The sequence below is a fragment of the Jatrophihabitans endophyticus genome (genome assembly GCF_900129455.1).
Lineage (GTDB): Bacteria > Actinomycetota > Actinomycetes > Mycobacteriales > Jatrophihabitantaceae > Jatrophihabitans > Jatrophihabitans endophyticus.
On record NZ_FQVU01000003.1, the window covers coordinates 813,066 to 834,016 of the forward strand.

A 20,951-nucleotide genomic window follows, 5' to 3' on the forward strand; every position below is an offset into this window, starting at 1 on the left:
TTGCGCCATGGCCTGGATCCCGATCGCGGCGTGGGGCGTCGCCGCCGTGGTGGCGCTCGTCGTCCTCGGGTACTGCGCCTACGAGATCAGTTGGAAGACCAAGCGGCTGCGCCGGGACATGGACGAGCTGACGAAGGTCAACGCCCAGCTGACCCAGCTGCGGGGCGAGCTCACCGAGACACTCACCGAGACGCAGCGCCGACTGGCCGCGAGCGGGCTGGGCTGAGCCGGCCGTGGCCCGAGCGGACGACGCGTCCGACGCCGCGACCCGGCGGGGTCGTCGGGGCAGGAAATCCCGGCCGCCCAAGACCGACGACGGCCGCATGCCGGTCATGGACCACCTGCGCGAGCTGCGCCGTCGCATCGTGGCCATCGTCGTCATCGTGGCTGTCGGCGGCATCGTCGGCTGGTTCTTCTACATCTCGATCCTGGACTTCCTCAAGGACCCGTATTGCGCCATCCCGAGCGAGTACCGGGCGGCGCCCACGGCGTCCGGCGAATGCGTGCTCGTCTACCACGGTGCGCTGGACGGCTTCACGACGCGCCTGAAGGTGTCGGCCATCGCCGGGGCGGTGCTCACCGGCCCGTTCTGGCTCTACCAGATCTGGGCGTTCATCACGCCCGGGCTGCGCCGCAACGAACGCCGGTACACGCTGCTGTTCGTCGCGATGTCGACGATCCTGTTCGCCGCGGGCATGTCGCTGGCCTACGTCGTCCTCGGCAAGGGCCTGAAGATCATCATCGAGGGCTCCGGCAGCGGGACGGCCGCGCAGCTGACGGTCAGCGACTACATCTCGTTCGTGACGCTGCTGCTGGTCACCTTCGGCGCGGCGTTCGAGCTGCCGCTGATCCTGGTGCTCGCCAACTTCGCGGGAGCGTTGCCGGCGAAGTGGCTCAAGAAGTCGCAGCGGGTCGCGATCTTCCTGATCTTCCTGTTCGCGGGGGTGGCCACGCCGACGGCCGACCCGTTCACGATGTGCGCGATGGCGATCCCGATGGTGATCCTGTTCGAGGTCGCCGTGCTCGTCGCCCACGTCCACGACAAGCGCAAGGCCGCGCGCCGCGCCGCGGAGCGGGCCGAACCGCACCTCGAGGACCACGTGCCGTCCTCGATCGACCCGATCCCGCAGCCGTTGGACTCGACACGACAGGTCGAGCCGCGCCGCACGGACGTGTGGTCGGACATCACGTGAGCCGTTGACGGCGCCACCGGACACCGCCTCCTACCCTGGACGGTATGTCGTCGCCGAGTGAGCGGTACGCCGCGGCGCGGCGGCGCAGTGGCCGTCCCGTCCTCACCGACTTCCGGGCCGGCTACTCCTTCGCCCTCGACCCGTTCCAGCTCGAGTCGTGCGAGCACCTCGAGGACGGGTACTCGGTGCTCGTCTGCGCCCCGACCGGCGCGGGCAAGACGGTGGTGGGGGAGTTCGCGGTCCACCTCGCGCTGGCGGCGGGTCAGAAGTGCTTCTACACGACGCCGATCAAGGCGTTGTCGAACCAGAAGTACCACGATCTCGTCGACCGCTACGGCGCGGCGCAGGTCGGGCTGCTGACCGGGGACAACGCCATCAACTCCGGCGCGCCGGTGGTCGTGATGACCACCGAGGTGCTGCGCAACATGCTCTACGTCGGCAGCGAGGCGCTCGCCGGCCTCGGCTACGTCGTCATGGACGAGGTGCACTACCTGGGCGACCGGTTCCGTGGCGCGGTCTGGGAGGAGGTGATCATCCACCTGCCCGCGGCCGTCCGGCTCGTGTCGCTGTCGGCGACCGTCTCCAACGCCGAGGAGTTCGGCGAGTGGCTGGTGACCGTCCGCGGCGAGACGCGCGTGGTCGTGCACGAGGAGCGGCCGGTGCCGCTGTGGCAGCACGTGCTGGTCGGGACGCGGATGTTCGACCTGTTCGGCGCGGACGCGGCGACGGTCGAGGCCGGGCTGCTGCGCCACGTCGCGGACCGCACCCGCTACCTCGACCCCGTCCCGGGGCGCCGCGGCGGCCGCCCGCCGCGGGGATGGCGCCCGCCCGACCGTCCCGCGGTGATCTCGCGGCTCGACCGCGAGGGGCTGCTGCCGGCGATCACCTTCATCTTCAGCCGTGCCGGCTGCGACGCCGCGGCCAAGCAGTGCGTCGACGCCGGGATGTGGCTCACCGACCAGGCCGAGCGGGACGAGATCGACGAGGTCGTGGACGAGCTGACCGGCTCGGTGCCGCCCGAGGACCTCGACGTGCTCGGCTTCTGGGAATGGCGTGACGCGCTGCGCCGCGGCGTCGCCGCCCATCACGCCGGGCTCGTCCCCGCGTTCAAGCAGACGGTCGAGGAGCTGTTCGTGCGCGGGCTCGTGCGCGCGGTGTTCGCGACCGAGACGTTGGCGCTCGGCATCAACATGCCCGCGCGCACCGTCGTCCTGGAACGGCTGACGAAGTACAACGGCGAGGCGCACGCCGACATCACCCCGGGGGAGTTCACGCAGCTCACCGGTCGTGCCGGGCGCCGCGGGATCGACGTCGAGGGGCACGCCGTCGTGCTGTGGTCGCCGGACGTCGATCCGCAGCGGGTGGCCGGGCTGGCGTCCAACCGCACGTACCCGCTGCGCTCGTCGTTCCGACCGTCCTACAACATGTCCGTGAACCTGGTCGACCAGCTGGGACGGCCGGCGGCGCGAGGGCTGCTCGAGGCGTCGTTCGCGCAGTTCCAGGCCGACCGCGGTGTCGCCGGCCTGCTCGCGCAGATCCGCCGCAACGACGAGACGCGGCGCCAGTTCGAGCAGCAGATGACGTGCCACCTCGGCGACTTCGCCGAGTACGCCGACCTGCGCCGCCGCCTGGGCGACCGCGAGACGCTGCTGGCCCGCGAGGGGGCCGCCCAGCGGCGGGGCGCGATCGCGTCGTCACTGGAGGCGCTGCGGCGCGGGGACGTGATCCGCGTGCCGCGCGGCAAGCGTTCCGGGCTCGCGGTCGTCCTCGATCCCGGGGTGCAGGCGCAGGACGACCCGCGACCGCTGGTCGTCACCGAGGGGCGGTGGTCCGGCCGGCTCTCGCTCGTCGACTTCCCCGAGACGGTCGACGTCCTCGGGACGGTGCGGGTGCCCAAGCACGTCAACCACCGCTCGCCGCAGGAGCGGCGCGACCTCGCGTCCAGCATCCGGGCGCTGGACGTGCCGCCGCCGGAGCGCAAGCGTCGTGCGCGCGGCGCCCACACCGACGACGACCACGAGGTGCTGCGGCTGCGCGCGGCGCTGCGCGCCCATCCGTGCCACCAGTGCGCCGACCGCGAGCAGCACGCCCGCTGGGGCGAGCGGTACAGCCGGCTGACGCGGGAGAACGACGGACTGCGCTCGCGCATCGAGGGGCGTACCGGTTCGCTCGGTCGGACGTTCGATCGCATCACCGACCTGCTCACCGACCGCGGCTACCTGCTCGACGACGCGGCCACCCCGGCCGGCCGGCAGCTGGGACGCATCTGGTCCGAGGCCGACCTGCTCGCCGCGGAGTGCCTGCGCGCCGGCGCCTGGGACGGTCTGGACGCGGCCGAGCTCGCCGCCGTCGTGTCGACGCTCGTGTACGAGCCGCGTCGTGACGAGCTGCTGGTCGACACGCTGCCGACGCCCGCGCTGCGCGACGCCCTGGCCCGCACCGAGCGGATCTGGGGCGAGCTCGCCGACGACGAACGCGCGCGCCAGCTGCGCCCCAGTCGCGAACCGCAGCTCGGTTTCGTCTGGGCCAGCTACCGGTGGGCGCGGCAGGAACGGCTGGACCGCGTCCTCGACGTCGCCTCGCACCGCGGCACCGAGCTGTCGGCCGGTGACTTCATCCGGTGGTGCAAGCAGCTGCTGGACCTGCTCGACCAGCTCGCGGTCGCCCCGCGCGGCGTCGGCGCCCCGCGCGGGGGCGGTTCGACGGTGGCGGCGACGGCGCGCGCCGCGGCCCACGCCGTCCGACACGGCGTGGTGGCGCAGAGCATGCAGCCCTGAGACCGCGTGTCCTTCTCATGACGGCGTTCGGGCGAGGCAGTAGCGTGAGCGCGCGACGACGAGCGGACGAGGTGTGGTCATGACCGAGCAGGGCGGCGATTCGGGCTCCGACCGGGGTACGGGCAACCAGTGGGGCGACCCCGTGCACAGCCAGCGCAGCCCGGGGTCGGCGGACATCAATCGTCCCGGCGACGCCGCCGGGTCCGGCGCCGGCTCGTCCGCGGCGGGGCACGGCGACTCGCAGGCGTACCGCCAGCCGGGCTACGGCGAGCAACAGCACGGCGAACAGGGCTACGGGCAGCAGGATTACGGGCAGCAGGATTACGGCCAGCAGGATTACGGCCAGCAGGATTACGGCCAGCAGGATTACGGCCAGCAGGATTACGGCCAGCAGGATTACGGCCAGCAGGGCTACGGGCAGCAGGCTTACGGGCAGCAGGCTTACGGGCAGCAGGGCTACGGGCAGCAGGGCTACGGGCAGCAGGGCTACGGGCAGCAGGGCTACGGCCAGCAGGGCTACGGCCAGCAGGGCTACGGGCAGCAGGGCTACGGGCAGCAGGATCACGGCGGGTCGGACGCCGGCACCCAGCAGTACGGCGCGCAACCGGGCGCGTACGGCACCCAGGCGTATCCCGCGCAGCCGGCCGACTACGGCCACCAGTACGGCACCCAGCAGTACGGTCAGCCGGCCGATTACGGCCAGCAGTACGGCACGCAGCAGTACGGGAGCCAGCAGTACGGCCAGCCCGGGTACGGCCAGTACTCCGGCCAGCCGGGTGCCGGGCCGCGCACGAGCCGCAAGGGGCTCTGGATCACCCTCGGCGCGATTGTCGTCGCGCTGGCCGCGGCTGCCGTCCTCGTGTTCGTGGTGTTCCCGACCCAGCTCGGCATCTCGGACAAGAAGCTCAGCCATACGGCCGTCGAGAACTACATCGCCAGCAAGCTCGACGCCGACGACGTGGACTGCAACGGCGGCCAGGACTTCACGATGGCCAAGGACGGTGACACGTTCACCTGCCGCGCCGGTGGCGGCACCACGTTCACCGTCACCATCACCGACAAGGACGACGGCCGCTACAGCGTCAGCGGCGGCTGACCCCGGCGCCGTCAGCCGACGGCGGCGGCGATGGCCTTGTGCATCCGTGCGACCGAGCTCGCCACGCCGAGCTCGTCGGCCAGCGCGGCGAGCCGGTCCGGGTCGCGTGGGGACGCGGGCAGGTGGTCGGCGACCTCCGCCACCGCGGCGTCGGTCCGGCCCCGCACGGCGGCCGGCGCGACGGCGAGGTAGTCGCGGGCCTTGCGGACCTTCGCGGCGGCGCCGGCGGGGAATCCGTCGTCGCCCGCGTCGGCGGCGGCGACGATGTCCTCGATCGCGCCGAAGCGGCCGACGAGCGCGGCCGCGGTCTTCTCCCCGACACCGGGGACGCCGGGCAGCCCGTCGCTCGGATCGCCCCGCAGCACCGCGAAGTCGGCGTAGTGCGCGGCCGGGACGCCGTACTTGGCGAGCACCTCGGCCGGCCCGAGCGTCTCCAGCCTCGCCAGCCCGCGCCCCGTGTAGAGCACGGTCACCCGCTCGGTCGCGAGCGCGATCAGGTCGCGGTCGCCGGTGACGACCTCGACCGGGTCCTCGTCGCGCTCGGCGAGCGTGGCGATCACGTCGTCGGCCTCGAAACCCTCGGCGCCGGCGCAGGCCAACCCGAACGCGGTGAGCACCTCGAGCAGCAGCGGCACCTGCGGCGACAGCGCGTGCGGGACCTCCTCGCCACCGTCCTTCGCGACCCGGTGCGCCTTGTAGGTGGGGACGAGCTCGACCCGGAACGCGGGACGCCAGTCGAGGTCGAGGCACGCGACCCAGCGCGCCGGTCGACGACGCTCGATCAGCGAGGCCGCCATGTCGAGGAAGCCGCGGACGGCGTTGACGGGCCGGCCGTCGGGCGCCGTGATCGACTCCGGCACCGCGTAGAACGCGCGGAAGTAGAGCCCGGCCGCGTCCACCAGCATGAGGCTCACGCCGAGCCGCCCGGCCCGTCCCCGGGGGCGCGGGTGGAGTTGCGCACGACCAGCTCGGTCGGCAGCGTCACCGACGGGTCCCGCGCGACCCCGCCGTCGGAGTCGGCGATCAGGTTGAGCAGCCGCGTCGTGATGTCGAGGGCCTGCTCGGCCACCGGCTGCCGGACGGTGGTGAGGTCCATCAGGTCGGAGAAGGGCTGGTCGTCGAAGCCGACGACCGAGATGTCCTCGGGCACCCGCAGCCCACGGTCGTGGATGGCCCGCAGCGCGCCGTAGGCCATCTCGTCGCTCTCCGCGAATAGCGCCGTCGGCGGCTCGGGCACGGCGAGCAGCCGCTGTGCCGCCTCGATGCCGCCCTCGACGGTGAAGAAGCCCAGCTGCTCGAGAGCCGGGTCCGGCTCGACGCCGACGGCGGCGAGGGCCCGGTGGTAGCCGGTGCGGCGGTGCAGGGGCGGGGTGAAGCGCATGGGGTCGTCGGTGTCGCCGCCGATGAGGCCGACGCGCCGATGGCCGAGGGAGGTCAGGTAGGTGACGGCGTCGCAGGCCGCGGCGATGTCGTCGATGCCGGCCGACAGCGTGCCCCGCCGCTCGATGCCCAGCAGCCCCACGGGCAGGTCGAGGTCCTCGAGCGCCGCGAACTCGGCGTCGTCGAGGACGAGGCTCGCGACGATGACTCCGTCCACGCGCTTGCGCATGGGCATGACGTCGAAGAACCGGTCGCGTCCGCTGGGGTCGCCGAGGTTGTACAGCAGCAGGTCGAAGTTCTCGCGCCGGAGCGCGTTCTCGACGGTCGCGATGACCTCGGAGAAGAACCAGCGGTTGACGAAGGGCACGACCAGCCCGACCGTCGTGGTGCGTCCGCTCGCCAGCCGGGCCGCGAACGGCGAGGCGACGTAGTCCAGCTCGGCCGCCGCGGCCAGTACGCGGTCGCGGGTCGCGGTGGCGACGTCGGGCAGCCCGCGCAGTGCACGCGACACCGTGGCGATCGAGACGCCGGCACGACGCGCGACGTCCTCGATGCTCGCGACCATCGCCTCGACCCCCCGGTAGCGCACGACTGTTGCGTGCACGCTACCTCCGCCCCGATGTCCCGGCGGGGACGGCACACGCTGGCACACTCGGATCGTGCCGACGCTGTACCGCAACGGATCCGTCCTGACGCCCACGCCGGCCGCGGCGACCGCACTGCTCGTCGACGGCGGGCGGATCGCCTGGATCGGCACGGCGGCCGCCGCGCCCGATCTCCCCGACCGCGACGTCGTCGACCTCGCCGGGGGCCTCGTCGCACCGGCGTTCGTCGACGCGCACGTCCACACGACCGACACCGGGCTCGCGATCACCGGCCTGGACCTGCGGACGGCGCGCTCCCTGCGCGAGGCGCTCGACCTCGTCGAGCGGGCCGCCCGCGCGTCGCGGGGACGGCCGGTGCTCGGGGGCGGGTGGGACGAGACGACCTGGCCGGAGCAGCGTCCCCCGACGTCGGCGGAGCTCGACCGCGCCTCCTACGGCGGGCTGGTCTACCTGGCCCGCGTCGACATCCACTCGGCCGTGGCGTCGTCGTCGCTGCGCGCGGCCGTGCCGGGGCTCGCGGGGCTCGCGGGCGACCGCGGGGACGGCTGGGTCGGCGAGCCGGACGCCCACGACGCCGTGCGGCGCGCCGCGCTCGCCGCCGTCACCCGCGGCCAGCGACGCGACGCGCAGCGCGCCGCGCTGCGCCACGCGGCCGGGCTCGGCGTGGCGAGCGTGCACGAGATGGCCGGCCCGACGATCTCCGGCGAGGCCGACCTCGCCGACCTGCTCGCGCTCGCCGCCGTGGAGCCGCTGCCCGAGGTCGTGGGCTACTGGGGCGAGCTGCACGGGATCGACACCGCCCGCGAGCTGGGCGCCACCGGGGCCGGTGGTGACCTGTTCTGCGACGGCTCGTTCGGATCGGCGACGGCGGCGCTGGGGGAGCCGTACGCCGACCGGGCCGGGGACGACCGGGGCTGGCTGCGTTTCGACACCGAGGACGTCGCCGCGCACATCGCGGCCTGCGTCGCGGCGGGCCTGCAGTCGGGCTTCCACGCCATCGGCGACGCCGCCGTGGACCAGGTCCTGGCCGCGGCCGAGCTCGTGACGGCGCGACTGGGCCACCCGCTGTGCCCCGGACACCGCCTCGAGCACGCCGAGTACGTGCGCGACCCCGCCCGGCTGGCGGCCAGCGGGCTGACGGCGTCGGTGCAGCCGTGCTTCGACGCGCTGTGGGGCGGCCGGAGCGGGATGTACGCCGAACGGCTGGGGCCCGATCGCGCGCTCGCCCTGAACCGGTTCGCCGACCTCGCGGCGGCCGGCGTGCCGCTGGCGTTCGGGTCCGACTCGCCGGTCACCGGCATCGGCCCGTGGGCGGCGGTGCGCGCCGCCGTCGGGCATCACGACCCCGCCGCGGCGATCCCGCTCGAGGCCGCCTTCGCCGCGCACACCCGCGGCGGGTGGCTCGCGGCCGGCCGCCGCGACGAGGGCACGCTCGCCGTCGGGGCCGCCGCCACCTTCGCGGTGTGGGACGTGTCGGGCCGGCCGCGACACGCGTCCGGGCTGCCCGACGTCGCCGCGACGCCGGCCGACGACCCGGGCCCGCGGTGCGTGACGACGGTACTGCGCGGTCGGACGCTGCACGCCGCCGACGACGCGACGCCACGGGCATGACCGTCGCCTCAGCCGCCGGCAGCGATACTGGTCCGATGACCGCCCTCGCCGCCGTCCGCCCGGCCGCGTTCCCGCGCCGGTGGGCGGCGCTGGTCGCCGTCGGCGGCGGCGTGATCGGGGTGCTCGCGTTCCCGACCGTCGGCTGGTGGCCCGCCGCGCTGCTGTCGGTGGCCATGCTCTCGCTGGCGGTGGACGGCCGCCGCGCCCGCACCGGGGCGTGGCTGGGCTACGCCTACGGGCTCGCCTTCCTGCTGCCCCTCGTGCACTGGACCGGGGTGTACGTCGGTCCGGTGCCCTGGCTGCTGCTGTGCGCCGCGTGTGCCGCCTTCTTCGCGGTGCTCGGCGCCGTCCTCCCCGTCCTCGCCCGCGTGCCGGGTGGGGCGTTCTGGGTGGGCGCGGCGTGGGTGCTGCAGGAGTTCCTGCGCGATCGGCTGCCGTTCGGCGGCTTCCCGTGGGGGCGGCTGGCCTTCAGCCAGGCCACGTCGCCGCTGCGCTGGTTCGCCGCACTGGGCGGTGCGCCGCTCGTGACGTTCGCCGTCGCCGTGGCCGGCGCCGGGCTGGCCTCGGCGCTGCGTGCCGCGTGGCCGTGGCGCAGCCGAGGCGTGATCGCGGGCGCCGCCCTCGCACTCGCCGTCCCCGCCCTCGGCGCGCTGGTGGCGTGGCCGCTCGGCCCGGCCCCCGACCGCGACGGGCGCACCGAGCGGATCGCGGTCATCCAGGGCGGCCTGCCCGATCGCGGCCTGCAGTTCCAGGACCGTGCCCGCCAGGTGCTCGACAACCACGTGCGGCAGACGCTCGCCCTCGCGCGACGCATCGACGCGGGGGAGGTCGCCCGCCCGGATCTCGTGCTGTGGCCGGAGAACTCCTCGGACATCGACCCGTACCGCGACGCGGCCGCCTACGCCGAGATCGACCGCGCGGTGAAGGCGGTGGGCGCGCCGGTGCTGGTCGGCGCGATCCTGCAGGGGCCGGGGGCCGACCACCGGCGCAACGCCGGGATCCTGTGGTCGCCGACGACCGGCCCCGGCGCCCGCTACGAGAAGCGGCACCCGGTGCCCTTCGCGGAGTACATCCCGCTGCGCGGCATCGCCGAGGCGGTCAGCTCGGACGCGAAGTCGGTCACGCAGGACATGGTGGCGGGGACGGGCGACGGCCTGCTGCGCGGCGGACCGGTCCCGCTCGGCGACGTCATCTGCTTCGAGGTGGCCTACGACGACCTCGTCCGCTCCTCGGTGTCGGCCGGGGCGCAGCTGCTCGTCGTGCAGACGAACAACGCGACGTTCGGGCACACCGCCGAGACGTACCAGCAGCTGGCGATGAGTCAGCTCCGGGCCGTCGAGAGCGGCCGCACCGTCGTGCAGGCGTCGACGACGGGCGAGTCGGCCGTCATCGGCCCGGACGGCGGGATCCGCGCGCGGTCGGGCGCGCTGTTCACGCCGGCGACCCTGCTCGAGACGGTGCCGGTGCGCAGCGCGCAGACGCCGGCCACCGTGGTCGGGGCGTGGCCCGAGTACGTGCTGACCTTCCTCGCCGCCGCCGGCGTGCTCGCGGTGATCACGCTGCGGCGACGTCGCAGCGCGACCCCGGAGCCACCCCCGCCCGCAGCGCCGGCCCGCGACCAGGCCATGGTGACGACATGAGCCCGCAGACCGTCGGCCGCGTCCTCGTCGTGATCCCGACCTACGACGAGCGCGACAACATCGAGATCATCCTGGCCCGACTGCGGTCGGCCGTGCCGACCGCGCACGTGCTCGTGGTCGACGACGGCAGCCCGGACGGCACCGGCAAGCTCGTCGAGTCGCTGGCCGATGACGACGACCACGTCCACCTCCTGCAGCGCACCGAGAAACGCGGGCTCGGCGCGGCCTACGTGGCCGGCTTCCGGTGGGGCCTCGACGCGGGGTACGACGTCCTGGTCGAGATGGACGCCGACGGCTCCCACTCGCCCGAGCAGCTGCCACGCCTGCTCACGGCGCTGGCCGACGCCGACCTCGTGCTCGGCTCGCGCTGGGTCCCCGGAGGCTCGGTGGTGAACTGGCCGCGGTCGCGCCAGCTGATCTCCCAGGGTGGCAGCCTCTACTCGCGCCTCGCCCTCGGTGTCGCGCTGCGCGACGTCACCGGCGGCTACCGTGCGTTCCGGCGCGACGTGCTCGAGGGCATCGACTACGCCGGCGTCGCCTCGCAGGGCTACTGCTTCCAGATCGACCTCGCGACCCGCGCACTCCGGGCCGGGTACCGCGTGGTCGAGGTCCCCATCACGTTCGTCGAACGGGAACGGGGCGAGTCGAAGATGAGCGGCGACATCGTCCGCGAAGCACTGATACGGGTGTCTCAGTGGGGGCTCGCGCACCGTCGCGACCAGCTGCGCGCGCGCTGGGGGCGCCGGCGATGACCGATGCGACCGTGCTGGTGGTCGACGGCAACTCCCTCGTCCACCGCAGCTTCCACGCGCAGGCCCACACCGGGGAGCCGGCGTGGGCGGTGCGTGGCCTGCTGACCCAGCTGGTCGCCGCCGTGGATCGCATCCGGCCGGTCGGCGTCGTGGTGGGGTTCGACGACCCCGAGCGGTCGCTGCGCCGCGAACGGTGGCCGCAGTACAAGGCGAACCGCGGCGAGAAGCTGGACACCCTGGTCGAGCAGCTCGCCGACGCGGTGGCGACGCTGCGTGAGCTCGGCCTGGCCGTCGTCGTCCCGCCCGGTCTGGAGGCCGACGACGTGCTGTGCTCGACCGCCGCGGTCGCCGCGCGCGCCGGGGCCAGGACGGTCGTGGTGACCTCCGACCGCGACGCGTTCGCGCTGATCGACGACACCACGTGCGTGCTGCGCATCATCAACGGCGGGGTCGAGGCGTCCCCGCTGATGACGCCCGACCGGCTGGTGACCCTCCTCGGCGTGCGCCCCGAGCAGTACCGGGACTTCGCCGCGCTCCGTGGCGACCCGTCGGACAACCTGCCGGGCGTACGCGGTGTGGGGCCGCGCACCGCGGCGCGTCTGCTCGCCGCGTTCGGCACCGCCCGGGCCGCGTTCGACGACCTGGCCGCCGTGCGCACCCACCTCGGGGCGGGGGTCACGGCGCGGTTGGCGGCCCCCGGGGCCCGCGCCGCGTGGGAGCTCAACTGCCAGGTCATGACGATGCGTGACGACGTCGAGATCGGACTGGCGCTCGACGCCGGGCCGGGCGTGCTGCCGCTGCCGGCCGAGGTCGTCGACCGGGTCTACCGTTCGCACCGCCTCACCTGGTCGGCGGGGCAGGCCGTGCGCGTGCTCGCCGAGGTCGACGCGGACGTGCCGGTGCCGACCTACGCCGACGCCGGCGGTGACGACTGGTTCCCGACGGGCACCACGGCGCCCCGCCGCGTCCCGCGGCTGCCCCGTGCCACACCCCGCACGCCGAGCTCGGAGCAGCTGTCGCTGTTCTGACCGGGACGCGAGACGGCCGCCCGGAGAGATCCTCCGGACGGCCGTGTCGGCGTCGTAGCGCTGGGGTCAGGCGGACTTCTGGCCGCGCCGGGCGCGCAGGACGTCCAGCCGCTCGGCCAGGACCTCTTCGAGGTCGGCGATGGTGCGGCGCTCCATCAGCATGTCCCAGTGGGTGCGCGGCGCCTTGGTCTTCTTCGCCTCGGGCTCGGGGCCGTCGATCAGCTTCGCCGTGCTGCCGTCGAACTTGCAGTCCCAGGTCGGCGGGATCTCGGCCTCTTCGGAGAACGGCACCGTGAACTCGTGGCCGCGCTCGCAGCGGTAGGCGGCGACGTTGCGAGGCGCGGGCTCCGCGCCGTACTCCGTCTCGTAGCTGATAGCGCCGAGCCGGCTGCCGCGCAGGGTGCGGTCTGCCATCGGGCACCTCCTCGATCGTGTCTTCGTCGATGGGACGGCGCGGTGGGCGCTGCCCTGCGGATGTTGCTTCCTACTGTGTCGTTCGCGGCGCGGCACCCGATCGGATGCACGCAGCGGGACCGTCATCTGACCAACGAACAGGATGGCTCGATGATTCCCCTATGGTCGGGGTGGTAACCCCGGGACGGCCGCGTCGAGCTCAGTGCCGTGCCAGCGCGAATCCGGCGCATTCCCCGACACACCACCCGCGGAGGGTCACGATGCGAAGCCCGTGGAGAGCTCGGGCCGGACGGGCGACACCGCCGCCGGCGTCGGGGTCGGCGCTGGGATCGGCGTTGGGACCGGTGCGGCTCGGCCTCGCCGCCGGCCGCCTCGTCGCGCCCGCCGCCTTCGTCCGCGCGCTCGGTGCCGACGCGGGCACCGCGCGGCGCGTCACCTGGTTGACCCGGATGCTCGGGGTGCGGGACCTGGCGCTCGCGGTCGGCGTCACCGGCACGGTCCGGCGCGGCGGCGACGCCCGCGGCTGGCTGCTCGCCGCCGGGGCCGCCGACGCCGTGGACGCGGTCGTGATCGCCCGCGCGGCGTCGGTCGGCCGGTTGGGCGGGTCGGTGCCGGGACTCGTGGCCGTCGCGGGGGCAGGCTCCGCCGTGGCCCACGTCGTCGCCGCCCTCGCTCAGGGCAGCTCGAGGGCCAGCTGACCTCGTCCCGCGGCGGTGCCGAGGTCGCCGCGGCGGTGGTGCGTGCGGCAGAGGACCTGGTAGTGCACCTCGGGTTCGACGCCGGTCGCCGACGCGGCATCGTCACCACCGCCAGCGCCGGTGCCGCCGGCGGTGCCGTGGTCGGCGGCGAGCGTGTCGGCGACGACGACGGTGTCGCCCTCACGGACGACGCGACCGTCCACGACGCGTGCGTTGAGCCGCCCGGGCCGCCCGCACCAGCACAGCACCTCGACGTGGACGGGGACGGTCTCGTCGGCCAGCTCGAACAACCGCTTGGCGCCCGGCAGCAGCTCGGTCCGGAAGTCGGTCGCGAGCCCGAAGCAGTACACGTCGACGTGCGAGTCGTCGGCGAGCTCGGCGAGCTGGTCGACGTGAGCGGCGGTGAGGAACCCGGCCTCGTCCACGATCAGGTAGTCGACGGCGCGCCCGGCCGCCCAGTGCTCGCGCACCAGCAGCCGGATGTCGGTGTCGTCGCCGAGCTCGATCGCGGCCCGCGCGAGCCCGACCCGGGTGGTGATCGCGGCGCCCCCGGAGCGGTCGTAGCGCACCAGCAGCATGCCGTGCCGACCCTGCCGGGCGTGGTTGTGGTCGATCTGCAGGGCGAGGGTGGACTTCCCGCAGTCCATCGGGCCGTGGAAGAACTTCAGCTGCGCCGGCATCGGCGTGGCGCGGCGGTTGCCGGCGGCGGGAACGGAGGAGAGCGCGCCACGGTCCTCGCGGGGATCGCGGGCCTCGCGGATCACGGGCACCGGTTCGAGCACGCGGCACACGCTACCGAGGGCGCCCCCGAGCGATGGGCTCAGCTCTCGTCCACGTCCACGACGTAGTACTTGCCGTCGGACTCCTTCTCGACCGTGACCTTCAGCGTGGTCTCGCCGTCGGAGGATTTGAACGTGTAGGTCGGCCCGGACTGCCCCGACGCCTGGGTCGGTGAGTAGATCTTGTCCGGGCCGATGAGCCCAGCGACCTCCGAGGAGCTGACGCGGTCCTCGTACACGCAGCCCTGCGCCTGGTCGGCGGAGCTGAGCGTGATGAAGCTGACGAAGAGCCGGGCCGTGCTCTCGGCGTCCTTCGTGCTGGCGCAGATGCTGAAGGTGCTGGCCGTGCTGCCGGACGTCTCGCCCGCCGTGCTCGAGTCGTCCGACGTGCTCGGCGTCGGTGAGCCGGTGGGGAAGTCGGGTCCGCCGGAGCCGGTGGCGGTGGCGCCGGTGGACGAGGCGACGGGATCGCCCGAACCGCCGGAGAACACGCCGGTGGCCGCCAGCACGATGACCACCAGCCCCGCGACGATGACCGCGCCCAGCGCGACGAACAGCCAGCGCCGGGTGCCGTCACCGCCGTGGCCGCCACCGCCGTAGGGCGGCTGCTGCGGCGCGCCGTACCCGCCGCCGTACTGCCCCCCGTACTGGCCGCCGTACTGCCCCCCGCCGTACTGACCGTCGTACTGGCCCCCGTCGTACTGGCCCCCGTAGGGGTAGCGCGGCTCGCCGTACGGCCCGGGGTGCTGGTTGCCGTACGGGTCGCCGCCGTGGCCCTGCTCGCTCATGGTCGGCCATTGTGCCGTGCCCCGCGGTCCGTCGCTCTGCCACACTCGCGGACGTGACCGAGGATCCCGCCACAGCCGCACGGTCGAGCATGAGTCGCAACGTCCTGGGCGGCGTGCTCGCGGAGTGCGGAACGGCGCCCGTGACCGGCTTCCACCGCGACGGCCACTGCACGAGCGGGGTCGAGGACGTCGGCAACCACACCGTCTGTGCCGTGGTGACCGCCGAGTTCCTGGCCCACCAGCAGTCAGTCGGCAACGACCTGTCGACGCCGCGTCCGCAGTTCCGCTTCCCGGGGCTGCAGCCCGGCGACCGGTGGTGCGTCGTCGCGCTGCGGTGGCTGCAGGCGCACGAGGACGGCGTGGCCCCGCCGGTCGTGCTCGCGGCCACCAACCGGCGGGCGCTCGCGGTCGTGGACCTCGCCGTCCTGCGGCAGTACGCCGTCGACGTACCCGACGATCCCGGGGTGCTGGGCTGATCACCGACGACGCGCTGACGCAGGGACGGCCCGAGCGCTCCCTGCGCCGGTGGGTGCGCGACGGCGTCGACCGGCTGGCCGGCGCCGACCCGGGGCTGACGCAGCTGCGCACCGCCACCCAGGCGATCCTCGGCATCGTCGTCGCGGTGGGCCTGGTCTACGGGTTCGTGCGACTCACCGGGGCGCTGCAGCTGCCCGCCGCCGCCGGGCCGCCCGCCGTCGTCACGGCCACGAACCACGCCCTGCTGATCGTCTCGATGCTCGTCGGCGGCATCCTCGCGATGATGGCCGGCTTCGTGGTCAACGACCCGTCGCCGCGCCAGCAGTTGGTGTCGACGCTGTTGCTGCCCGCACCCATGCTCGCCGCGATCGCCGTCGGGCTGCTGCTCGGGCCGTACCGGGTGGCCTCGCTGGCGTGGCTGGTCGTGCTGATGACCCTGGCGGTTTACGTGCGCCGCTGGGGCCCGCGCGGCTTCGCGGCGGGGCTGGTCGCGTTCAACGGCGGCTTCCTCGGCTTCTTCCTGCACCGGCAGCTCTCCCTCGGCGACCTCGGGTGGCTGGCCGCGGACGTCGGGCTGGGCGTCGTCGCCGCGTCGTTCGTGCGCTTCGTGGTCCTGCGCGACGACCCGGAGCGCGCGCTGGAGCGGATGCGGCGTTCCTGGCAGCAGCGGGCCCGTCGCCTGCTCGACCTCGGCGCCGAGACCGTGGCGGCGTCCGGGCCCCGCCACCGCAGCCGCGACGGCGTGGACGCGCTGCACCGGCACCCGCACGACGGGCAGCTGCGCCGTCAGGTCGTCCGGCTCAACGAGTCGACGCTGATCATCGAGGCGCAGCTCGTGCTGACGTCGCCGACGTCGGCCAGGGTGGAGGCCCAGGAGCTGTTCGGCGCGGAGCTGTCGCTGACCAACTGCGCGCGGTTCTGCGCGGCGCTGCCGCACGTGCTCACGCCGGCGGACGCGGCCCTGCGGGCCGGCGCGGACGCGGCGGTCCGCGCGGCCCGCGACGAGCAGTGGCCGCTGGTGCGGGACCGGGCGGCAGGGCTGCGCGAACACCCCGGCTCGACCGAGCGGGCGACGACGCTCGTCCGGCGGCTCGCGCTCTCCCTGGAGCAGTACGCGGCCTCGCGCGAGCGGCTGCACCACGCGATCGAGGAGCGTCGCCGGGGCGTCACCGTCGCGACCTTCCAGCCGGCCGTCGAGCTGGCCAGCGGCTTCCTGCCCGGGTCGGTGCCGGTCAGTGCCCAGGCGTCGACCACGCCGGGGCGGGGGCGGTTCGAGCGGACGGTGATGCCGCCCTACGTGCGCTCGTCGCTGCAGATCGCGGTGGCTGCGACCGTCGCGGTGGTCGTCGGTGACCTCGTGGACGGCTTCCGGCTCTACTGGGCGGTGCTGGCCGCGTTCCTCGCGTTCATGGCGACGACGAACACCGGTGAGCAGGTGCGCAAGGCGCTGTTCCGTGTCGCGGGGACGGCGATCGGGATCGTCGTCGGCGACGTGCTCGTGCACGCGACCGGTGGGAACGTGGCGGCCGCCTTGCCGGTCGTGCTGGTGGTGCTGTTCCTCGGCATCTACCTCATCCGCACCAACTACACGTTCATGGTCGTCGGCGTGACGATGATGCTGTCCTTGCTCTACTACCAGCTGGGCGAGTTCAGCTGGGACCTGCTCGTGCTGCGGCTCGCCGAGACGGCCGTCGGCGTCGGGGCCGTCGTGCTGACCGTGCTGGTGGTGTTCCCGCTGCGGCCACAGCGGGTGATCGCCGCGGGTGTGCTGCTGTGGTTCCGTGCGCTGGCGACGCTGCTGGACCACTCGCTGGACCGGCTGCTCGGCGGCGAAACGCGGCCGCTGCGCTCGGACATCCGCGCCCTCGACGCGTCCTGGGCGGCGCTCGAGGCGGCGGCCGAACCGCTGCGGCGCGCGACCTTCGGGCGCAACTCGACCCAGCTCGCCGAGATCCGCGCCGTCAGCTCGGCCGCGCGGTTCTACGCCCGCTCGCTCGGCGACGCCGTGGCCGAGCTCGCCGACCCCCACCTTCCGGCGCTGCGCCCGGCGGCGCGCGACCTGCGCGGCTCGGTGGCGGCGATCGACACCCGGCTGGAGAGCGGCACGCACGGTACGTACGTGCGGGCCGCGGCGCTGGTCGAGCGCGCGGCCCGCGAGCTGCCCGCGGACGCCGAGCTCGCGCACCTGGCCCTGCGCGACCTCACGCTGCTCGACGGCGCGCTGGCGCGGTTCGCCGCCGCGCTCGATATGCAGGTGCGCGACCACGACACGTCCGACCTGCTCGGCGGCGGAGGCGGCGGCGGCCACGGCGCCCCCTCCCCGTGATCGACATCCGCTTACCGCCGTCCCGGCGACGGGAAGCGGATGTGGATCACCAGCCGCGCTCGCGCCACTCCGCGAGGTGGGGGCGCTCCGCGCCGAGGGTCGAGTCGTCGCCGTGGCCCGGGTAGAACCAGGTGTCGTCCGGGAGCGTCGCGAACACCCGCTGCTCGACGTCGTCGAGCAGCGAGGTGAAGTCGGTGGGTGACCACGTCTTGCCGACGCCGCCGGGGAAGAGCGAGTCACCGGTGAACAGGTGGGCGACGCCCTCGGGATCGCGGTAGACGAGCGCGACCGAGCCGGGGGTGTGCCCGCGCAGGTGGATCACCTCGAGCGTCGCGTCGCCCACGGTGACGGTGTCGCCGTGCTGCAGCCGCTCGTCGACGGCGACGGGGAGCTCGTCGGCGTCGTCGGCGCCCGCGTACACCGCGGCCCCCGCGAAGTCGGCGGTCTCGGCCAGCGCCTCCCAGTGGTCCTGGTGGCGGTGGGTGGTGAGGACGGCCGACACCGGGGGGCCCTCGAACTCCACCAGCTCGCGCAGCCGGTCCGCCTCGTTGGCCGCGTCGACGAGCAGGCCCTCGTCGGTCTGCGTGCAGCGCAGCAGGTAGGCGTTGTTGTTCATCGGCCCGACCGCGAGCTTGGCGATCGTCAGCCCGGGCAGCCGTCGGACGTCCTTGGTGCCGCCGACCTCGACGTGGCCGGTGTAGGTATCGCTCACACCGCAGGACGCTAGTCGAAGATCGGCGCGAACTCCTCGGTCGGTGGCCCCTGGGAGAGGTCGACGCGGGTGTCGGGCAGGTCGGCCAGCACCGTGCCGACGTACGACGCCACGGCCGCGGCGCGACCGACGTCCTGGCCGTTCTTCTCCGACAGCAGCCAGCGGTGCTCGCTGATCTCGTGGAACAGCTCGGCGTCGGGCAGCTTGACCCGCAGCTGCGGCGGGACCAGCCCGACCGTCCCGTAGAACTTCTCGTCCAGCCAGCGCCGGGCTGCGAGGTCCTCGGGGATGGTCTGGTTGGTGCCCGACTCCCACTTGGCCCGGAACCGGCTGAGGTCGCCGAGCAGCGCGCGGGCCTGGTTCTCCTGCACCCGCAGCCCGGTGAGTTCGAAGAGCCGGCGCTGGTGGTGGCCGGCCTCGACGACGTGCGTGCCGAAGCGCACCCGCAGGCCGTCCGGCACCGTCTTGATCGCCAGCTCGCTGACGTCGAAACCCAGCTCGTTGAGCCGGCGCAGCTGCGCGTTGATCCGGAAGTTCTCGCCCGACGGCACGATGAGGTCGCTGGTGAGCTCCTCCCACAGCGAGTCGTAGCGCGGGCGCAGGCTCAGCGCGGTCTCGGCCGCGTCCACGTCGGTGCTCATCAAGCCGGCGGCCTGCAGGTCGAACAGCTCGCCGGCGATGTTCATGGTGGCGATCTGCAGATCCGAGTCACGCTGGCCGGGGGAGAGCGTCTCGTGCATCTCGCCGGTCTCGGCGTCGACGAGGTAGGCGGCCAGGGCGCCCGCGTCGCGACGGAACAGCGTGTTCGATAGCGAGCAGTCACCCCAGTAGAAGCCGGCGAGATGCAGCTGGACGAACAGCGCGGCGAGACCGTCGAGCAGCCGGGTGCGCAGGTGCGGCAGGCTGCGTCCGGTGAACAATGCCCGATACGGCTGCGAGAACTGCAGGTGGCGGGTGACGAGCAGCGCGCCGAGCTCCTCGCCGGCGTGGTCGACCCGTTCGGTGACCGTGCCGTAGGCCTCCACGACCGGGACGGAGGCCTCGGCCAGCGAGCGCAGCAGCCGGTGCTCGCGCAGCACGTATCGGTCGGTGGCCTCCTTGATGGCGAAGACCTCGCCGGAGAGCTCCACGAACCGGACGACGTGGCGGGAGATGCCGCGTGGCACGAACACCAGCCGCTCGCGCGGCCACTGCGCCAGCGGCAGCTCGAAGGGCAGGTCGAGCAGGGCGGTGTTCGTCCCGAGCGTGGTCAGGCGGTAGTTGCCCACGAGGACGAGCGTAGGGCGTCGCGCTCTACCGGGGCAGCGTTCTCAGTCGAGTTCCAGGGCCAGCAGCGCGTTCTCGACGACCTCGGTGAGCGCCGGATGGATCCAGTACTGGTCCCGGGCCATCTCGCGCACGCCGAGGCCGAAGCTCATCGCCTGCACGATCGGCTGCACGAGCGTGGACGCCTGCTCGCCCATGATGTGCGCCCCCAGCAGCTGACCGGTGGAGGGGTCGGCGATGAGCTTGCAGACGGAGGTCTCGTCGACCATCGCCCAGCCGTAGGCCACCGACGCGTAGTCCTGCACGACCGTGACGTAGCGGCGGCCCGACGCCTGCGCCTGCTCCTCGGTGAGACCGACCGACGCCAGCTGCGGGTACGTGAAGACGGCCGCCGGCACGACGTCGTGGCGCGAGCGCTGCAGGTCGTCCGGGTGTGCGAGGTTGTGCGCGACGACCCGGGCCTCCTGGTTGGCGACGTGCTTGAGCTGGTGCTCGGTCGACACGTCGCCGAGTGCCCAGACGCCGTCGGCGGTGGTGCGCTGGTACTCGTCGACGACGATGCGCCCGTCGTCGTGGACGTCGACGCCGGCCTTGTCGAGCCCGAGCCGGTCGGAGTTCGGGACGCGCCCCGCCGCGACGAGGATGTCGTCGGCGCGCACCTGCGAGCCGTCGGAGAGCTCGACGGTGAGGTCGCCGGTGGTGCCCGAGATGCCGGTGACGTCGACGCCGAGGCGGAGGTCCCAGTCGTCGCGCACGAGGTCGGTGAGCCGGGTGGTGATGTCCTCGTCCATGGCTCGCAGCAGTCGCGAACGGGACACCACCGTGACCTTCGTGCCGAACGCGGTGAAGACGTGCGCGAACTCGGCGGCTATGTAGCCGGCCCCCACGATCACGAGCCGCTCCGGCAGGTCCGGGATCCGCATGACGGTGTCGGACGTGTGGAACGGGACGTCGGCGTCCGCGATCGGCGGCGGGATCAGCGGCCGGGACCCGGTCGCGAGCACGATCCGGTCGCCGGTGATCGTCTCGCCGGTGGACAGCCGCAGCGTGCGGGGCTCGGTGAACTCGGCGTGCGCCTCGTACAGGGTGACGTTCGGCGACCCGCTGGCCCGGTACTCGCGGCCGCCGGCCGAGATCGGGTCGATGCGACCGAAGACGCGGTCGCGGATCGCCGTCCAGTCGGCGCGCAGCGACGCGGGCTGCAGCCCGAGCCGGCCGGCGTGCGCGGCCTTGGCCGCGGTGTCGGCCGGGTAGACGTACATCTTCGTCGGGATGCAGCCCACGTTCAGGCAGGTGCCGCCGAAGACGCCCTCCTCGACGATCGCGATGCTCAGGTCGTCGAAATCCGGGGTGACGAGCGAGTTGCCCGATCCGGAGCCGACGATCACCAGGTCGTAGTGCGTCACGTG

General features: G+C 73.8%; 19 protein-coding genes. 11 read left to right on the plus strand and 8 right to left on the minus strand.

Translation table 11 applies throughout. The features are described 5' to 3' along the window. Positions 1 to 7 precede the first annotated feature (7 nt). From BUE29_RS14030 to BUE29_RS14045, 4 genes are all read left to right on the plus strand, one after another. Entirely contained in the window at positions 8 to 226 is a 219-nt protein-coding gene (locus BUE29_RS14030) for a hypothetical protein (protein ID WP_073390898.1), read from the plus strand. A gap of 97 nt (positions 227 to 323) precedes the next feature. After that, on the plus strand, positions 324 to 1,193 hold the full coding sequence (gene tatC / locus BUE29_RS14035) for a twin-arginine translocase subunit TatC (RefSeq protein WP_073390899.1): 870 nt from the start codon (positions 324 to 326) through the stop codon (positions 1,191 to 1,193). Between the two features lie 44 nt (positions 1,194 to 1,237). Beyond that, positions 1,238 to 3,970, plus strand: coding sequence for a DEAD/DEAH box helicase (locus BUE29_RS14040; RefSeq protein WP_073390900.1), 2,733 nt, complete (start codon positions 1,238 to 1,240; stop codon positions 3,968 to 3,970). Between the two features lie 79 nt (positions 3,971 to 4,049). Next, positions 4,050 to 5,066, plus strand: a complete 1,017-nt coding sequence (locus tag BUE29_RS14045) for a DUF4333 domain-containing protein (RefSeq protein ID WP_143168173.1) — start codon at positions 4,050 to 4,052, stop codon at positions 5,064 to 5,066. A gap of 11 nt (positions 5,067 to 5,077) precedes the next feature. Here the strand turns inward: BUE29_RS14045 and BUE29_RS14050 are convergent, their stop codons facing one another. Next, positions 5,078 to 5,971 carry a 5'-3' exonuclease gene (locus tag BUE29_RS14050; RefSeq protein WP_073391185.1) on the minus strand — a complete coding sequence of 298 codons (894 nt, stop codon included), beginning with the start codon at positions 5,969 to 5,971 and terminating at the stop codon, positions 5,078 to 5,080. A 5-nt stretch (positions 5,972 to 5,976) separates the two neighbouring features. After that, entirely contained in the window at positions 5,977 to 7,050 is a 1,074-nt protein-coding gene (locus tag BUE29_RS14055) for a LacI family DNA-binding transcriptional regulator (RefSeq protein ID WP_200800188.1), read from the minus strand. 55 nt (positions 7,051 to 7,105) lie between these two features. Between BUE29_RS14055 and BUE29_RS14060 the strand changes: the two genes are divergently transcribed. Genes BUE29_RS14060 through BUE29_RS14075 form a run of 4 tightly spaced genes read left to right on the plus strand, consistent with a single transcriptional unit; the run spans position 7,106 to position 12,082 of the window. After that, the gene (locus tag BUE29_RS14060) at positions 7,106 to 8,662 is read left to right on the plus strand and encodes an amidohydrolase (protein ID WP_234971456.1); all 1,557 of its coding nucleotides are present in this window, start codon (positions 7,106 to 7,108) and stop codon (positions 8,660 to 8,662) included. Then, entirely contained in the window at positions 8,659 to 10,302 is a 1,644-nt protein-coding gene (lnt, locus tag BUE29_RS14065) for an apolipoprotein N-acyltransferase (protein WP_407657326.1), read from the plus strand. The genes BUE29_RS14060 and lnt overlap by 4 nt, the downstream gene beginning before the upstream one ends. Then, the gene (locus BUE29_RS14070; protein ID WP_073390904.1) at positions 10,299 to 11,054 is read left to right on the plus strand and encodes a polyprenol monophosphomannose synthase; all 756 of its coding nucleotides are present in this window, start codon (positions 10,299 to 10,301) and stop codon (positions 11,052 to 11,054) included. Before lnt ends, BUE29_RS14070 begins: the two co-directional genes overlap by 4 nt. Continuing rightward, positions 11,051 to 12,082, plus strand: a complete 1,032-nt coding sequence (locus BUE29_RS14075) for a 5'-3' exonuclease (RefSeq protein ID WP_073390905.1) — start codon at positions 11,051 to 11,053, stop codon at positions 12,080 to 12,082. The genes BUE29_RS14070 and BUE29_RS14075 overlap by 4 nt, the downstream gene beginning before the upstream one ends. A 66-nt stretch (positions 12,083 to 12,148) precedes the next feature. On the opposite strand, the gene BUE29_RS14080 is transcribed toward BUE29_RS14075, so the two are convergent. Further along, the gene (locus tag BUE29_RS14080) at positions 12,149 to 12,496 is read right to left on the minus strand and encodes an RNA polymerase-binding protein RbpA (protein WP_073390906.1); all 348 of its coding nucleotides are present in this window, start codon (positions 12,494 to 12,496) and stop codon (positions 12,149 to 12,151) included. A gap of 344 nt (positions 12,497 to 12,840) precedes the next feature. Here BUE29_RS14080 and BUE29_RS14085 point away from each other — a divergent pair, with 344 nt between their 5' ends. Then, on the plus strand, positions 12,841 to 13,194 hold the full coding sequence (locus tag BUE29_RS14085) for a hypothetical protein (RefSeq protein WP_073390907.1): 354 nt from the start codon (positions 12,841 to 12,843) through the stop codon (positions 13,192 to 13,194). Here the strand turns inward: BUE29_RS14085 and BUE29_RS14090 are convergent. Together BUE29_RS14090 and BUE29_RS14095 are read right to left on the minus strand one after the other, a co-directional pair. Further along, positions 13,170 to 13,976, minus strand: coding sequence for a thymidine kinase (locus BUE29_RS14090; protein WP_200800189.1), 807 nt, complete (start codon positions 13,974 to 13,976; stop codon positions 13,170 to 13,172). The two genes, BUE29_RS14085 and BUE29_RS14090, sit on opposite strands and share 25 nt — an antisense overlap. Before the next feature lie 38 nt (positions 13,977 to 14,014). Then, positions 14,015 to 14,761, minus strand: a complete 747-nt coding sequence (locus BUE29_RS14095; protein WP_073390908.1) for a hypothetical protein — start codon at positions 14,759 to 14,761, stop codon at positions 14,015 to 14,017. Between the two features lie 89 nt (positions 14,762 to 14,850). On the opposite strand from BUE29_RS14095, the gene BUE29_RS14100 reads away from it, so the two are divergent. Both BUE29_RS14100 and BUE29_RS14105 read left to right on the plus strand, forming a co-directional pair. Next, positions 14,851 to 15,237: a DUF2237 family protein gene (locus BUE29_RS14100; protein WP_073391187.1), complete on the plus strand. Its 387-nt coding sequence runs from the start codon at positions 14,851 to 14,853 to the stop codon at positions 15,235 to 15,237. A 53-nt stretch (positions 15,238 to 15,290) separates the two neighbouring features. Continuing rightward, on the plus strand, positions 15,291 to 17,564 hold the full coding sequence (locus BUE29_RS14105) for an FUSC family protein (RefSeq protein ID WP_073390909.1): 2,274 nt from the start codon (positions 15,291 to 15,293) through the stop codon (positions 17,562 to 17,564). 46 nt (positions 17,565 to 17,610) lie between these two features. Here BUE29_RS14105 and BUE29_RS14110 read toward each other — a convergent pair whose 3' ends face one another. Genes BUE29_RS14110 through BUE29_RS14120 form a run of 3 tightly spaced genes read right to left on the minus strand, consistent with a single transcriptional unit; the run spans position 17,611 to position 20,948 of the window. Further along, positions 17,611 to 18,276, minus strand: coding sequence for an MBL fold metallo-hydrolase (locus BUE29_RS14110; protein WP_073390910.1), 666 nt, complete (start codon positions 18,274 to 18,276; stop codon positions 17,611 to 17,613). An 11-nt stretch (positions 18,277 to 18,287) separates the two neighbouring features. Continuing rightward, positions 18,288 to 19,544, minus strand: coding sequence for a DUF4032 domain-containing protein (locus BUE29_RS14115; RefSeq protein ID WP_073390911.1), 1,257 nt, complete (start codon positions 19,542 to 19,544; stop codon positions 18,288 to 18,290). 42 nt (positions 19,545 to 19,586) lie between these two features. Beyond that, the gene (locus tag BUE29_RS14120; RefSeq protein WP_073390912.1) at positions 19,587 to 20,948 is read right to left on the minus strand and encodes a mycothione reductase; all 1,362 of its coding nucleotides are present in this window, start codon (positions 20,946 to 20,948) and stop codon (positions 19,587 to 19,589) included. Positions 20,949 to 20,951 lie beyond the last annotated feature (3 nt).